Genomic DNA, 14,654 nt, shown 5'->3' with positions numbered 1-14,654 from the left:
GGATCAGTCCTTCACAATGCGCACGTAGTCGCCGGTCCGGGCGCCGACGGCGTTGCCTTCGTCGGTGTCGAGGTGCAGTTCGGCGAGGTAGGAGTCCTTCACGCGGATGAGGAAGTGGTCCAGGCGGCCGCCGCGCTCGCCCTCGAAGAGCACGCTGACGCGGTCCTGGTCGGCGAGCCCCAGCGCGGCCGCGTCGGCGGGACTCATGTGGATATGGCGTCCTGCGACGATCGCCGCGTTGGTGGACGCCACCCGCCCAGCTGGTCCCGAGATCTCGATCGGCGCGGCGTCGTCCAGCCGACCCGACTGGGCCATCGGTGCCGCGACACCCAGCGCGTAGGCGTCCGTGCGACTGAGCTCGACCTGCGTCGCGGGGCGGTTGGGCCCCATGACGCGCACCCGTTCCATGGAGCCCTTGGGCCCATGCAGCGTGACTGTCTCCTCCGCGGCGAACTCGCCGCGTTGCCGCACCATCTTCCGCACGTTCGGCCGGGGGTAGCCGAACAGCGTGAGAAAGTCGGCGTCGGACAGGTGCACGTGCCGGTTCGAGATGCCGACGATCACGCGATTCGGGTCCGCCTCACACAGTCTGGTGAGGACCCTCTCGGCGATCTCGGAGATCAGCTGGGCTTCGGTCATCTCAGGCCTTCGGGAGCAGCTTCTCGACGTCTGCGTGGGGACGCGGGATGACGTGCTGGCTGACGAGCTCGCCGACCTTCGCGGCGGCTGCCGAACCGGCGTCGACGGCAGCCTTGACGGCGCCGACGTCACCGCGGACCATCACGGTGACGAAGCCGGCACCGATCTTCTCGCTGCCGATCAGCGTGACGTTGGCGGACTTGGTCATGGCGTCGGCGGCCTCGATGGCCCCGACGAATCCTTTGGTCTCGACGAGACCGAGCGCTTGGCTCATGCTTGCTTCCTCCTGCTGGTGGTGATGGCGGGGGAGTCCGCCGTCGCCGGGGCGGGTGCCGCGGCGGGTTCTGGGGTGGGGTCTGCCTGAGGTATCTCGGGCGCGGCGGTGGGCTCCTCGACAGCTGGGGGCGCTGCGGAGGGCACCGGCTCGTCGGGGTGGTAGCCGACGGTGGTGCGGTTGAAGACCATCGACTCGACCTGGTCCGAGGGACGGGCGATGACGAGCTTGCTCACCACGCGGCTGACGCGCGCGGCGGCGACCGCGGCGGCGTCGATCGCGGCGTTGACCGCGCCGACCTGGCCGAGGACCTTGATGGTGACGTAGCCGCCACCCTTGGCCAGCTCGTAGCCGACCAGTTCGACGTTGGCGGCCTTGCAGGCTACGTCAGCGGCCTCGATGCCGGCGGCGAGACCGACGACCTCGATCGTCCCTAGCGCTTGCATGGTGGGTCCTTTCCTAGGTGGTGCGAATGAAGTTTCGGAGCGGAATGCGTTTGACGATGCGGGCGGCGTTGGAGCCGACGATCCGGTCGGCCGCACCCCGCTCGAAGTGGCGTGCCACGTAGGGGCGGTGTTCGGGCAGCTTGTCGGTGGTGATGACCACGTAGTCCAGCGCCACGCCGAGGCCGATTCCCAGCCGGGAGGTGACGGCCGCGTCGTGGGCGAGCACGAGCGGGTTGAGGTGGTCGTGCCGCGACACCTCCACGGGGACGCCTTCCTCCTCGATGCCCAGCAGCAGATCGGTCAACTGCTCGTCGGTGGTGCTCTGGTGAACGTGGACGCAGATGGCGGGTGGGCCGTCGATCATCGGGCACCGGCTTCCTCGGCCCAGCTGAGGGCCAGGCCGGTGGCGACGGCGTTGCGGGGTCCCTCGGTGCCGCGGATGTTGGCGCGCCCCGCGACGACGCGGTACTCGGCCAGGGCCTTGGTCACCAGTTGGGGGATCTCGAAGTCGAGCGCCGAGCCGCCCACCAGGACCACGAAGTCGATATCGCGCACGTTGGCGGTGGGGCTCACCTTGCGGAGTGCGCGCACGGCGTTGGTCACGAAGACGCGCTCCTTGGCGCGGATCCGCACCTGCCGGATGGTCTCCAGCGGAAGATCCAGATCCAGGGGCACCATGCCCTCTGGCTTGAGGACCACCACGCGTGCGTAGGCGTGCGGCGGCAGCGGCTCCTCGAAGAATTGGACGGTGCCGTCCTCGTGCCGGATGTTGAACACCGTCTCCACCCGTGCCAGCGGATGTCGCTTGATGTCCTCGGCGGCGTCCCACGAATCCAGGCCCAGCTCGGACTGGATCATCAGCGTGACCATGTTGCCCGCGCCTGCGAGGTGGATCGAGGTGCCGGACCCGTCGGCGTGCATGACTGAGGCGTCTGTGGAGCCTGCGCCGATGTCGAGGATGGCAAGCGGCACGGCCGTCCCAGGGGTGGTCAGCGCGCCGCGGATGGCCATGTCGGCCTCCACTCCGCCCACTTCGACGGGGATTCCGAGCTCTGCGGCCATGTCGGTGGCGATGCGCTGCATCTGCAGCCGGTCGGTCTTGACCATCACCGCGATGCCGACGGCGGCCTCCATGGAGAACTCGTTGGCAATGCCGCCGGAGACCTGGCGCGGGACGTGGGTGTCCACGGCCAGCAGATCGGTGATGCGGATGTCGCGGGGGGAGTGGTTGGTGAGCTGCCCCATCGTGACGCGCACCTTCTCCATCATGCCGCCGACGTTGGTGCCGGGTTCCCCGACGATGTCCTCGACGTGGCGCACCTGCTGGGCCGCGTCCATGATCTCCTCGGAGCCCCGGTCGACGTCGACGTCGACGTGGCGGTTCTCGCCGCGGAAGGTGAGGGTGCCGGCGGGGATGCGGCGTTCCTTGACGTCACCCTTCGGCGTCTTGATGACCACCGCGGAGCGGTTGCCGACCAGCGATCGGGCCAGGGGGACCACCTGCTTGGTGTCCTCGGGGTCCAGCCCGAACAGGGTGGCCAGGCCGAAGGGGTTGGAGAGCACCTCGACGATCCGGCCCACCTCGGCCACCTCGATGGCCGCCAGCATGCCCAGGGGCACCTTCTGGATGAGGGAGACCTCGTCGACGATGGGGATCTTGGTGTGCAGGCGGTTGTGGACGAGGTTGCCGTCGTCGGCCTGAAGGATGGCGCCCGTGATGGTCAGGCGACCGGAGGCGTGGTTGAGCCGCCGGGCCACGTCGTCGTGCGGGTGGCTGCGGTCGGCCACCACGATCAGCGGTTCGGTGGTCGAGGTCGAGTCCAGGTCACCGATGGCGACCGTCTTCCCGACGCCGATGCCGAGCCCGCCGGGGGTGGAGGGGTTGTGGCCGATCATCGTGGACTCCGTGATGATCGTCTCGGTGATGGTCTCCATCGCCACGTCGCCGATGACGGGGGCCGCCTCGTTGATGCGGATGACCTCAACGTCGTCCATCAGCCTGCCGGCGCGGTCGAGGGCCACCCGCAGTGCGTGGACGACGCCCTTGATGTTGGCGTCGGTGCCTTTGATCCCGGTGGTGGGGATGGTTGAGCTCGCCAGAAAGACGAGCTCACCGCCGCGACGCTCGGCCAACGCGACCTCGGTGGTCGCGTTGCCGATGTCGATGCCGGCAACCATCCCCATCGTCGGAGTCCTCTCTTCGGTGTGTGCGGTGGGCTTTTGAGGGTCAGTCGACGCGCAGGCGTCCGCGGCCCTCATAGACGTCGGCTGCCTCGCGGACGAAGCCGGCCGAGACCTTCGCCCCGTAGCTGCCCTCGAGCTCGGCGGCGATGTCGTACAGCTCGGCCTTCGTCGAGCGGTACGGGCGCAGCGCGTTGTAGATCTCGAGGAGCCGCTCGTCGGGCACCTTCACCAGTTCCGCCGCGCGCCGGAGGTTGCGCGCCAGGCTGGCGCGTCCGGAGTCATCAGCCACCTGGGCCTGAAGCTCCAGCGTCTCAGAGGAGATGCGGAAGTCGTCGGGCTTCAGCGCGCCGGAGCGCAGCCCCGCGAAGGTGAGCTCGGAGAGGGGCTTGCCGTTGTTGGTGGTCACCATCTCCGGGTGCTTCTCCGCCAGCGGGTAGTGCTGGCGGCCGATGGTGGCAGCCCCTCCAGCGGCTGCCGTTCCCGCGGGCTTCTTGGCGAACGAGACCTGCTCGCCGTTGAGGTTGGCCATGACCTCGGCCATGATCTGTCGGATGAGTTGTTCTTGATCCATGTCGATTCCTCAGGCCTGGCTGACCTGCAGCGTTTGGGTCTTCTTGGTCAGATCACACAGCCGCGTTTCCTTGTTGTGCAGCAGTGCGGCGATGGCCTGATACTTCGGGCGGGCCATCTGGTCGTTGCGGGTGGGCACCGGTGAGGGAGACTCGCCCTTGGCGTACTTCGCCGCGTTCTTGCCGATGGCGCGGAACACGTCGAGGTCGATGAGCGGCGACTGGCTGAACAGCTCCAGGTTGCTCAACGGGGGGAGGTCCTTCTGGTGGATCACGGTGGTGCCGCGGGACTGCAGCCCGATGCCGATGCCCGAGCCTGACAGCTTGGCTGCCTCGTGGGCGATGAAGCCGACGTCGGCCGTGCGATACACCTTGAGGAGCCGGTAGTGGAGTCCCTCCTCCTCGATGCCCGCGCAGATCTGCTTCAGCACTTCGCCGTGCGGGAGCCCGATGATCGTGGCGAAGATCTGGGAGCTGAACGCCGGCGACAGCGCGATCACCACCTCCTTGGGGTCGGTGCCTCGTTGCGCGGGCCCGGTCTCGGTGAGGGTGATCCGGCCGGCCAACGATTCGGCCGGGATGGAGGGTGACGTCGGTGCGGCAGCCGCCTCGCCGGCCATCTCGCGCACCACCTGCTCGATGATCTGCTTGAGCGTGCTCTGATCGATACTCATTGCGGTCACCTCAAATACTTTCCGGGCTGACGGCCTGACGGATGTCCTTGATCCGGTTCCACAACTCGTCGGAGATCTGGTAGCCGGTCATCGGGCCCGCGTAGTCGTTGGGGTAGTTGACGGCGGAGTTGACGTTGAACTGCTCGTCGAAGATCGCCGCCGTGTGCAGGTAGTCGCCCGCCACACGGCACTTGAGGAGCTTGAACACGGACTCGGCCACGTCCTCGAAGCCGCCCTTGATGAGCGCCTGGACGACGTCGAAGCCGGTCACGGTGCGCTTCATCATCTCCTCGGCCGCCTTGAGGTCCTCCACGACGTTGCGCTTGGGCATGTCGTTGGAGCTGTGGGCGTACGTCGCGGCCTCCACCTCGGCGTCGGTGATCGGCGGGAGCCCGAGCTCACGGAACACGGCCTGCAACGCACGGGTGGCCTTGCGGCGCACCGCCACCACGTCGTCCTCGAGAACAGGGACCAGGCCGCCGTCGACGCGGAGGTCGCGTTGGATGATGTTCCAGTCGTCGTAGTCCTCGGCGTCCCAGTTCGATCCGGCGAACATGTTGTCCAGGTTGGGCGTCGCGCTGTAGCCGGAGCAGATGAAGTCCGTGCCGGGCACGAACTGCATGAGCGAGCGGGCGACGCGGCGCAGGTCCGAGTGGGTGAACGTCTGGTCGTTGCTGGAGGCGCATTCGAGGTCCATCATCATCGCGATGAGGTTCTCGGCCAGGATCGCGCGGATGCCCTGCGGGACCGCGGCGGGGACGCCGACGCAGCTCACGGAGCCGTTCTGCGTGCCCTGGGAGCCGGCGGCCTTGGTGATGAACTGGCAGCGGGCCTCCAGGTAGAGCATGGACTTGCCCTCGGCGTAGCCCATCTGCACCTCGGATCCGGTGCCGGAGGTGAAGCGCATCTTCAGGCCGCGCGAGGCGTAGCTGGAGGCGAGGAACGCCTTCGACCACGGGGTGTCGTCTCCGTCCATGAACACCGCCTCGGTGCCGTAGACCGACACGGTCTCGGCATAGGCGGTCAGACCGCGCATGCCGAGCTGCAGTTCGGTGGCCTCCTCGACGGCGCACTGGGTCAGCACGCCGGGGCGTCCAGTCTGGGCGCCCACCAGCAGGCTGAGGGCGTTGAACGGGGCGTAGCGCACGACGGCGACCGTGGTCTCCATCTCGGCGAAGCCCCGGATGCCTGCCTCGGCGGCGTCTGCAGCGATGAGGACCGGGTGGTCCTGCACGTTGGTGACGTGGCACTGGTTGGCGGGCTGCTTGCGGGCACGCAGCTTGGTGACCGCCATCATCATCTCGAGCACGCTCATCATGCCGACCACCTCGGTGGCCTTCGCCGGCGTCATGGCGGTGGTCAGGGGGATGATCTGGCTGCGGGGGACGTTGATGTCGCACAGCATGCGGGCGAACTGGAGCGAGTCGATGGCCATCGCCTCTTCGGCGCGCTCCAGGTTGATGCCGTAGGTGGCGATGAACGTGTCGAGCATGTCGAAGTCGGCGCAGGCCTTGCCGTCGAGCTCGACGACCTTGCCGCCCTCGATGCGGATCGACGGCTTAGGGTCGTTGGGGCTGTCCATCGCGATCAGGCCCACCTCAGGCCATTCGCTGACGAACCCGTCCTGGTTGACCGGGCGCGCGTCGAGCGCCTCGAACCTCTTGGATCTCATGGGTTGGTCATCCTTCAGATGTAGGGAGTCGTCGAGGACTCGGGGTAGGTGCCCAGCGAGCCGAGCAGGGCGCGCCCGACCTCGCGTGCGGCGACGATGGCCTGCCGGACCGCGCCGGAGTCACCGCTGAAGAAGGAGATGACCTCGTTGGAGTAGCTGGTGCCGGCGGCGGGGCTGGCGTAGCCCACCACCTCGATGGTCGAGGCCTTCACAGCGGTGTCGGCGAGCACGACGCCGATGGCGGCCGGGGCTCCGACGGTGATCCCGAAGGCCTTGCCGATCGGGGCGTTGAACGCCTTCGCCAGAGCGTGCGAGGCACGCGCGGTGTACTGGAACTCGAGGTGGCCGGCTTCGTTGCCGTACACGTCGCCGAAGGTCCTGTCCAGCTCGGACAGCGTCACCTCGACGGCGCGGCGGGCGTCGGAGACGTCCTCGGCACCGAAGACGATGAGGGAGCCGTGGCCGGCTCCGCCCTTGGTGTCGCGGGGGAGCTCGATGGTGAGGACCTCGCAATTGGTGGCCTTGACGGCCTCGTCGGCGGCGAAGATGTGGGGTCCGGCGCCGGTGCGTGCGCCGACGATACCGATGGAGCGGTACTTCGGGTCCAGGTTCATCATCTGGTGCAGCTGGGGGTCCACGTTGGCGATGACCAGGCCGATGGTGTCTCCCAGGGCGTTGGTGCCGACGAACTCGGTGGCCGCGGGCCGCGCGGCGGCGGCCGGGGTGGGGGCGCTGTCGCCCATCTTCTTCATGACTTCAGCCATGACCTTGTTGATCATTTCATCCGACATGTCAGGCCTGCTTCGCGCATCCGGGGAGGATCTTCTCGACGTCGGTGTGCGGGCGCGGGATCACGTGCACACTCACCAGCTCGCCGACCTTGCTGGCGGCTGCCGCGCCGGCGTCGGCTGCCGCCTTCACGGCTCCGACATCGCCTCGGACGAAGACGGTCACGAAACCCGCGCCGATCTTCTCGCTGCCGATGAGTTGGACGTTGGCCGACTTCACCATCGCGTCAGCCGCTTCGACGGCCGCTACGAATCCCTTGGTCTCGACCATGCCTAGTGCTTCTTGCATCACTCGACTCCTTCGTCGTTTGGAAAGTGGCCGACTCTGGTCACCTCGCTGGTCACGATAGGCAGGCTTCCGGTACACGGAGTCGGCCACTTGTTACACATTCCTGCTCAGGCGTGCCCCAGCCGTTGAGGATCCCAGGGGGCGGGTTAGTGTGGTGCTCGCACAGTGGAACGAGGTGGTTCATGGACGTGCAGGACAAGCAGCGCATCATTCAGGAGTTCGTCCCGGGCAAGCAGGTGACGCTCGCCCACGTGATCGCCAACCCAGACGAGCATCTCTACGCCAAGATCGGGTTGACGTCGAAGAGTCGGGGAGCCGTCGGCGTCCTCACCATCACGCCGGGGGAGGCTGCGGTGATCGCGGCTGACGTGGCAACGAAGTCGGCCGGCGTGGAGTTGGCCTTCGTCGACCGGTTCTCGGGGTCGCTCCTCATCGTCGGCCGATTGGGCGACGTTGAGGCCGCCCTGCGCGGTGTGGTGGACACCTTGGAGTCGGTGCTCGGTTTCACTCCGGCCCCGGTGACGCGGACATGACGGCGGCCGGCGTGGAGTGTCCGTCGATCCTGCTGGTCGGCAGTGTCGGATCTGGCAAGACGACCTTCCGGCAGCGGCTGCGCGACGAGGACATCGAGTACGTCAAGACCCAGGCGATCGAGGCCTTCGACGGCATCGTCGACACCCCTGGGGAGTTCCTGCAGCACGGCCGCCTCCGGAGCGCGCTCCAGGTGGTGGCCTTCGACGTGGATCTCGTCGTGCTGATGGTGGATCCCACCACGGGCGGCGCGCGGATCCCCCCCGGGTTCGCCACCTCGTTCAACCGTGACGTCATCGGCGTGGTCACGAAGACCGACCTGGCCACCGCCGAGGAGGTCGCCGCGGCCAGCGCGCTCCTGCGCGACGCGGGCGCCGCGCCCGTCCTGCCCGTCGATTCCGTCAGCGGCGCGGGGTTCGATGCCGTCCGGGAGGTGCTGTGTCCGTCGTAGAGGTCCGCGACGACCGCCTCGCGGGCCTGGACCTGCGCACGCTGATCGACCTGGAGCAGCTCCAGCGCATCCAGGACGACTTCGCGGTGGAGACCGGGCTTGCGATGATCACGGTGGACTCCATGGGCAGTCCCGTGACGCGCGCCTCCGAGTTCAGCGCCCTCTGCCAGTTCCTCCGCCAGGATCCGGAGATCCGGCGCCGCTGCTTCTCCTGCGACGCGCACGGCGGGTTCCAGTCCGCGCTGGAGGGAAAGCCGTTCCTGTACCGCTGTCACGCGGGCCTCGTCGACTTCTCGGTGTCCATCGTGATGGGCCAGCACTACCTCGGCGCCATCCTTGCCGGTCAGGTTCTCCTGACGAAGGGGCAGGAATCGCTGGGCAAGATCCTCGGCAGCACGGATTCGCTCACCGACGCCGGGCCCGTGGCCGACCTGCTGGACCAGGTGAAGGTCGTCGAACTCTCGAAGCTCGAGTCGGCCGCCGACGCCATCGTGCGGTTGGCCAACGACTCACTGACGCGACGCGGCACCAGCTACTACCTCCCGGCTGCGACCGGGCCGTACCTGGGCCGGCTTCAGCCCATCGCAGTGGCAGCCTCCCCGCAGAACCAGGTGCTGGCGCCGCTCCTCCTGGGCAAGTCCAAGGCCCTGCCGCTGGTACCGATCCAGTCTGACCCCCAGCCCCCATCAGCCGACCTCGACGCGAGCAGGGTCGCGGCGAATCTCCACGACGCCAACGTCGCCGCCAACCTCGAGCTCCTCGGCCTCTACCTCGACCGGCTGCTGCCACGGTGGAGCCAGAAGATCCAGGCCTCGAAGCTGGCGGAGTTCGAGGACCTGCTGATCGGGCTGGCGTCGAGTGAGGGCGTGCACCACGGCCGCGACATCTCCCAGGTGGTGATCCGCAACCGCAACAAGCGCCGCCCGGACCTCAACCGCTACGAGTGCCAGGTGTACTGCGAGAAGCTCATCATCCTGCTGCACAACCTGGTTGAGCCGGACCTGCTGCCCAGGGAGCGCACGATCGCCACCCTGCTCAACGAGGTCGAGAAGGACCCCACCAGCTTTCTCACCTCAGCCAAGGCGGCCGAGTACCTCATGTGGTCCGAGTCACACTTCGCCCGACGATTCAAGGACAAGACGGGGCAGAGTTTCATCAACTACGTCACCAGCAAGCGGCTCGAGCGGGCCAAGTTCATGCTGATCCACACCTCCAAGCCGGTGCTGAGGATCGCCACCGAGCTGGAGTTCCAGCCCGCCAACTACTTCTCCCGCACGTTCAAGAAGCTCGTCGGCGTGACGCCGAGTCAGTACCGCCAGGAGCACGCGCAGAAGGGTCAGCCATGAGGGAGTTCCGGCTGGGCACGCACGTCCGGATGGGGCCGGACGCGCTCACCGCGCTCGACGACTTCGCGTCTCGGCGGGTGTTCCTCGTCACCGACGAGTTCCTCTCCACCACGCCGGTCTTCGCGCGGGTGCTGGAGCGGTTGGGGCAGCGGGTGACCAGGTTCACCGACGTGGTGCCCAACCCCACCATCGCCACCATCAGCAAGGGAGTGGCGGTGTACCTGGAGGCGCGGCCCGACGTCGTGGTCGCCTACGGCGGAGGCTCGGTGATGGACGCGGCCAAGGCCATGCACAAGGCGGCGCTGGACTCCGGCTTCGGCGCCACGGAGGGTCTGATAGCCATCCCCACCACGAGCGGCTCGGGCTCCGAGGTGACGTCCTTCGCCGTGCTGACCGACGAACGCACCCACACCAAGATCCCGCTCGTCTCACCGGACATGGTGGCGCGCCTCGCCATCCTGGACCCGGAGGCGGTGATCGGGGTGCCGCAGCGGATCACCGCCGACTCCGGCATGGACGTCCTCACCCACGCGGTCGAGGCGTACGTGTCGACGGGGGCCTGCGACTTCTCCGACGCCCTGGCAGAAAAGGCCGTGGAACTCGTCTTCGTCCACCTCGTGCGCTGCTACACCCACGGTGAGGACCGCGACGCCCGCGGTCACATGCACAACGCGTCCTGCCTGGCGGCGATGGCCTTCGACAACGTGGGGCTGGGGATCACCCACAGCCTGGCGCACGCCCTCGGCGGTCACTTCCCGGTCGCCCACGGCCGGCTCAACGCGATGCTGCTGCCGCACGTCGTGGCCTTCAACGCCGAGCGCAGCACGCTGGCCGCTGCCCGCTACGCCCGCCTCGGCAGGCTCGTGACCCCGTCGGCCACCGGCTCGGCGGCGGTGACTTCCCTGGTGGCGGGGATCCGTCGCCTCAACCAGCAGCTGGGCATCCCTGAGCTGATCGTCGAGGCAGGTGTGGCACAGGACGCGTTCCGGGCCGCGATCGACCAGATGGCGTCCTCGGCGCTGGAGGACGGCTGCACCCCGTCAAACCCGGTGCAACCCACCCGCGAGGATCTGGTGCTCCTTCTGCGGAAGCTCGGCTGAGGATCGCGCCGTAGGCTGGCCGGGTGGCACACCTCCCTGACGGCGACCCGGCCCCTCGCGACGGCTCCCTCCCCGCATCCGCGCTGGATCACGGCCGGCCACTGTCGCTCTACGTCCACGTGCCCTTCTGCAGGGTGCGCTGCGGCTACTGCGATTTCAACACCTACACGCCCAGCGAGCTGGGTGACCTCTCACCGGACACCTACGTGGGCGCTGCGCTCGCCGAGGTGGAGCTCGCGGCCCGCATCCTGGGCCCCCGGCGGGTGGAGACGGTCTTCTTCGGGGGCGGCACGCCCACCATGCTTCCGGCGGAGGGCCTGGCGGGGCTGCTGAGCGCGGTCCGGGAGCGCTTCGAGGTGGAGCCCGGTGCTGAGGTGACCACCGAGGCGAACCCCGAGACACTGTCCCCGGAGTATCTGGACACCCTCCGCGCGGCGGGGTTCACCCGCATCTCGCTCGGCCTGCAGTCGGTGGTGCCGCATGTGCTGCGCGTGCTGGAGCGTCAGCACACCCCCCGGCGAGGCTTGGAGGCGGCGGGATGGGCGAGGGAGGCCGGATTCGAGCACGTGAGCCTGGACCTCATCTACGGCACGCCGGGGGAGTCCCTCGACGACTGGCGCGCCAGCCTCGACGCGGTGGCCTCCGCCCCCGTGGACCACGTCAGCGCCTACTCCCTCATCGTCGAGGAGGGCACCCGCCTGGCGGCGCAGGTGCGGCGCGGGGAGGTGCCCATGCCGGACGACGACGACCTGGCGGACAAGTACCTCCTCGCCGACGAGGCACTGGACGCCTTGGGACTGGCCAACTACGAGGTGAGCAACTGGGCCAGGCCCGGCGGCGAATGCCGCCACAACCTGGCCTACTGGCGGGGCGCCGATTGGTGGGGGATCGGCCCCGGCGCACACTCGCACATCGGTGGCGTCCGCTTCTGGAACCGCAAGCATCCCCGCAGTTACGCGGCCGCACTGGCCGCAGGTGAGTCGCCGGCGCTGGCGCGTGAGGTCCTGGGGGAGGCGGACCGGCGCGTCGAGCGGGTTCTCCTGGAGCTCCGGCTGGCCGACGGGATCCCGCTGGACATCCTCACACCGTCGGAGGAGGCCCGCGTCACGGCCATCGTGCGGCGCGGTCTCGCGGTGGTGGACCAGCACCGGATGCGGCTCACCCGCGACGGCAGGCTTCTGGCCGACGGCGTGGTGCGTGACCTGCTGGACTGACCGGGCAAGGGGTGTCGCGCCCGCCGAACGCCGAGCTGCGCTGATAGCGTCGCGACCCGTGGATCGCTACTCAGGAGACGTGCTGGCCCCGGGCTGGCAGAAGGCCCACCTCAAGCAGACTCGTGACGTACCCATCGAGCTGGACCTCGTGGTGGAGTTCGACGAGTTCTGCGGCGCTGTCGTGGGCTGGGAGAACGGCCTGGTGCTTCTGGAGGACCGCCGGGGCAAGCGGCGCGCGGCGCCCTTCGGTGCGGGTTTCCTCCTCGAGGGACAGCCGGTGGCGCTGCGCCCTCCGCTCAGAGGGACGCCGGCCAGGCCGCAGTACACAGCCTCGGGATCCCGGGCCTCCGTCGAACCGGCGAAGGCGAAGGTCGCGTTGCCGAGCCGTATCTACGTCGAGGGCCGCCACGACGCCGAGCTCATCGAGAAGGTCTGGGGTGAGGACCTCCGCCACGTCGGGGTCGTCGTCGAGTTCCTCGGTGGCATCGACGACCTTCCCGGGATCGTGGCCGAGTTCGCACCCGAACCGGGCCGCCGCCTGGGAGTCCTCGTCGATCACCTGGTCCCGGGCAGCAAGGAGTCCCGGATCGCCCAGCAGGTCTATCGCGCCGGTTACCGTGACACCGTCCTCATCGAGGGGCACCGGTTCATCGACATCTGGCAGGCGGTCAAGCCGCAACGCGTCGGACGGAAGGCGTGGCCGGACGTGCCCCGCGACGTCGACTTCAAGAAGGGCACGCTTCAGGCCCTCGGACTCCCGCACGCAGACCAGGCCGACGTGGCGCGCGGGTGGCAGGCCATCCTGGCCCGCGTGGACAGCTGGCGTGACCTGGAGCCCCAACTCCTCACGCAGGTGGAGACGCTCATCGACTTCGTGACGCAGGACCACCTCAGCGACAGCTGACCCGCGCCGCCCCGATAGGGTGGCCGCATGGATACCGAGGGCATCGCCGATCTGTTGAAGGAGACGGCAGCAGAAGTGGTGATGCCCCGTTTCCGCCAGTTGGCGCAGGGGGAGATCGAGGAGAAGCGCCCCGGTGACTTCGTCACGGTGGCGGACCGCGAGGCGGAGGTGTACCTCACGCGCCTTCTCAAGGCGGCCTACCCCTCCGCGGTCGTCATCGGCGAGGAGGCCGTCCACTCGGATCCAGGGCTGCTCGCGGGCGTGCGGGGTGCCGAGCACGCGTTCATCATCGACCCGATCGACGGCACCCGGAACTTCGTCGCGGGCAAGGATGAGTTCGGCGTGATGCTGGCCGAGGTGCGCGGCGGCGTCGCCACCCGGGGCTGGATCTATCAGCCTCGCACCGGGCGCTCCTACACGACCGAGCGCGGGGCCGGGGCCCGCCTCAACGGCGCCCCCATCGACCGGCCACGCACGGAGCGGGCGCCGCTCGGGGCCACGTCGAAACGTTCCCTCCATGGCTACACCGCGGAAGGACGGCTGAGCCCGGTGGTGGAGAGCCGGTGGTGTTGCGCCTTCGACTATCCCCTGGTGCTGCACGGCGACGTGGACTTCCTCGTCTACACCACGCTGCACCCCTGGGACCACCTGGCCGGATCGCTGATGGTGACCGAGTCCGGGGGGGTCAGCCGCACCATGGACGGACTGTCCTACACCCTGCAGTCGAAGTCGCGTGGACTCGTTGTCGCCGGTGACACCCTCACCTGGATGACCGCGCAGCAGAACTGGCCGGAGCGCTAGGTCAGAGGTTGAGGATGGGCAGCTGGCGCTTGGGCAGCACGCCCTTGGCGGCCAGCTCCGCATACGCCTTGGGCAGCGCCACCGCCAGAGTCTCGTCGGAGAACGGCCACTCGACGGCCGTCGCCGCTGCCTCGGCCGTGAGCCCCTGGTGGATCAGCATCTCGCTGGAGCTGTAGAGCATCGCGATCTCGGCGCGCGCGACGAACGCGAACTCGCGGTCCACGACCGCGCCGTGCCCGGGCACGAAGCGGGTGCCGCCGTTGCTGGCCCCCAGGACGCCGTCGAGGACTGTCGGCCAGTTGGCCAGTGACGTGGAGGCGTCGATCTGGGGGTCGGCGCCCTCTTCGAGCAGGTCGCCGGTGAACACCACGTTCTCGCCGGGCACGAACACGACGACGTCAGTGCGGGTGTGCGCGTCCCCGAAGTGCAGGAGCTCGACCCGCTGCCCGCCCAGATCCACCGCGAGCGCCATGGAGAAGGTCCGCGTCACCGCGGCATCCTCCAGGTTCTCGTGGGCGACGACCTCGACACCGGTCATGCCCGCGAGACCGCCCACATGATCGTGGTGGCCGTGGGTGAGCACGACGTGCGTCACGGGTACCCCGGCCGTCGCCGCCGCGGACGCGACGAGCTGTGCACCCTGCCCGGGAGTGTTGCCGGCGTCCACCAGGAGAGCGGCGCGCTCTCCGACGATCAACCCGACGTTGACCCGGTGCGGTTCGAGCGTGGTCACGAACACGCGGTCGGTCACGGGGGTCCAGGCGAGCGTCAT

At 68.7% G+C, this 14,654-nt stretch carries 18 protein-coding genes; 7 read left to right on the top strand and 11 right to left on the bottom strand.

Annotation, left to right across the window (positions count from 1 at the left end):
- Positions 1-3: 3 nt before the first annotated feature.
- The 10 genes from pduL to pduA are packed head-to-tail and all read right to left on the bottom strand — an operon-like array spanning position 4 to position 7,538.
- On the bottom strand, positions 4-639 hold the full coding sequence (pduL, locus tag ACX1D0_RS06005) for a phosphate propanoyltransferase (protein ID WP_459019969.1): 636 nt from the start codon (positions 637-639) through the stop codon (positions 4-6).
- 1 nt (position 640) lies between these two features.
- Positions 641-913, bottom strand: coding sequence for a BMC domain-containing protein (locus tag ACX1D0_RS06000; RefSeq protein ID WP_459019968.1), 273 nt, complete (start codon positions 911-913; stop codon positions 641-643).
- The gene (locus ACX1D0_RS05995) at positions 910-1,359 is read right to left on the bottom strand and encodes a BMC domain-containing protein (RefSeq protein ID WP_459019967.1); all 450 of its coding nucleotides are present in this window, start codon (positions 1,357-1,359) and stop codon (positions 910-912) included. Before ACX1D0_RS05995 ends, ACX1D0_RS06000 begins: the two co-directional genes overlap by 4 nt.
- A gap of 13 nt (positions 1,360-1,372) precedes the next feature.
- A complete protein-coding gene (locus ACX1D0_RS05990; RefSeq protein ID WP_459019966.1) occupies positions 1,373-1,723 on the bottom strand; it encodes a glycerol dehydratase reactivase beta/small subunit family protein in 351 nt (116 codons plus the stop codon).
- Positions 1,720-3,543 carry a diol dehydratase reactivase subunit alpha gene (locus ACX1D0_RS05985; RefSeq protein ID WP_459019965.1) on the bottom strand — a complete coding sequence of 608 codons (1,824 nt, stop codon included), beginning with the start codon at positions 3,541-3,543 and terminating at the stop codon, positions 1,720-1,722. Before ACX1D0_RS05985 ends, ACX1D0_RS05990 begins: the two co-directional genes overlap by 4 nt.
- Positions 3,544-3,586: 43 nt before the next feature.
- Positions 3,587-4,114: a diol dehydratase small subunit gene (locus ACX1D0_RS05980; RefSeq protein WP_459019964.1), complete on the bottom strand. Its 528-nt coding sequence runs from the start codon at positions 4,112-4,114 to the stop codon at positions 3,587-3,589.
- Between the two features lie 9 nt (positions 4,115-4,123).
- The gene (locus ACX1D0_RS05975) at positions 4,124-4,786 is read right to left on the bottom strand and encodes a propanediol/glycerol family dehydratase medium subunit (RefSeq protein ID WP_459019963.1); all 663 of its coding nucleotides are present in this window, start codon (positions 4,784-4,786) and stop codon (positions 4,124-4,126) included.
- A gap of 10 nt (positions 4,787-4,796) precedes the next feature.
- The gene (locus tag ACX1D0_RS05970) at positions 4,797-6,458 is read right to left on the bottom strand and encodes a propanediol/glycerol family dehydratase large subunit (RefSeq protein ID WP_459019962.1); all 1,662 of its coding nucleotides are present in this window, start codon (positions 6,456-6,458) and stop codon (positions 4,797-4,799) included.
- Positions 6,459-6,472: 14 nt separating this feature from the next.
- Positions 6,473-7,249: a propanediol utilization microcompartment protein PduB gene (gene pduB / locus ACX1D0_RS05965; protein WP_459019961.1), complete on the bottom strand. Its 777-nt coding sequence runs from the start codon at positions 7,247-7,249 to the stop codon at positions 6,473-6,475.
- A gap of 1 nt (position 7,250) precedes the next feature.
- Positions 7,251-7,538 (bottom strand): propanediol utilization microcompartment protein PduA, encoded by a 288-nt coding sequence (pduA, locus tag ACX1D0_RS05960; RefSeq protein ID WP_459019960.1) that lies wholly within the window; start codon positions 7,536-7,538, stop codon positions 7,251-7,253.
- 179 nt (positions 7,539-7,717) lie between these two features.
- On the opposite strand from pduA, the gene ACX1D0_RS05955 reads away from it, so the two are divergent.
- The 7 genes from ACX1D0_RS05955 to ACX1D0_RS05925 are packed head-to-tail and all read left to right on the top strand — an operon-like array spanning position 7,718 to position 13,882.
- On the top strand, positions 7,718-8,068 hold the full coding sequence (locus tag ACX1D0_RS05955) for a BMC domain-containing protein (RefSeq protein ID WP_459019959.1): 351 nt from the start codon (positions 7,718-7,720) through the stop codon (positions 8,066-8,068).
- Entirely contained in the window at positions 8,065-8,517 is a 453-nt protein-coding gene (locus ACX1D0_RS05950; protein WP_459019958.1) for a EutP/PduV family microcompartment system protein, read from the top strand. Before ACX1D0_RS05955 ends, ACX1D0_RS05950 begins: the two co-directional genes overlap by 4 nt.
- The gene (locus ACX1D0_RS05945; RefSeq protein ID WP_459019957.1) at positions 8,505-9,863 is read left to right on the top strand and encodes a PocR ligand-binding domain-containing protein; all 1,359 of its coding nucleotides are present in this window, start codon (positions 8,505-8,507) and stop codon (positions 9,861-9,863) included. Before ACX1D0_RS05950 ends, ACX1D0_RS05945 begins: the two co-directional genes overlap by 13 nt.
- Positions 9,860-10,963, top strand: coding sequence for a 1-propanol dehydrogenase PduQ (locus ACX1D0_RS05940; RefSeq protein ID WP_459019956.1), 1,104 nt, complete (start codon positions 9,860-9,862; stop codon positions 10,961-10,963). Before ACX1D0_RS05945 ends, ACX1D0_RS05940 begins: the two co-directional genes overlap by 4 nt.
- A gap of 23 nt (positions 10,964-10,986) precedes the next feature.
- Complete coding sequence (hemW, locus tag ACX1D0_RS05935) at positions 10,987-12,177, top strand: radical SAM family heme chaperone HemW (protein WP_459019955.1); 1,191 nt, start codon at positions 10,987-10,989, stop codon at positions 12,175-12,177.
- Positions 12,178-12,235: 58 nt separating this feature from the next.
- Positions 12,236-13,081, top strand: coding sequence for a DUF3097 domain-containing protein (locus tag ACX1D0_RS05930; protein WP_459019954.1), 846 nt, complete (start codon positions 12,236-12,238; stop codon positions 13,079-13,081).
- A 27-nt stretch (positions 13,082-13,108) separates the two neighbouring features.
- The gene (locus ACX1D0_RS05925; protein ID WP_459019953.1) at positions 13,109-13,882 is read left to right on the top strand and encodes an inositol monophosphatase family protein; all 774 of its coding nucleotides are present in this window, start codon (positions 13,109-13,111) and stop codon (positions 13,880-13,882) included.
- A gap of 1 nt (position 13,883) precedes the next feature.
- Here ACX1D0_RS05925 and ACX1D0_RS05920 read toward each other — a convergent pair whose 3' ends face one another.
- Complete coding sequence (locus ACX1D0_RS05920; protein WP_459019952.1) at positions 13,884-14,654, bottom strand: MBL fold metallo-hydrolase; 771 nt, start codon at positions 14,652-14,654, stop codon at positions 13,884-13,886.

This window comes from Tessaracoccus pujii, from assembly GCF_054483895.1.
This window is presented reverse-complemented; position numbering and strand designations above follow the sequence as displayed.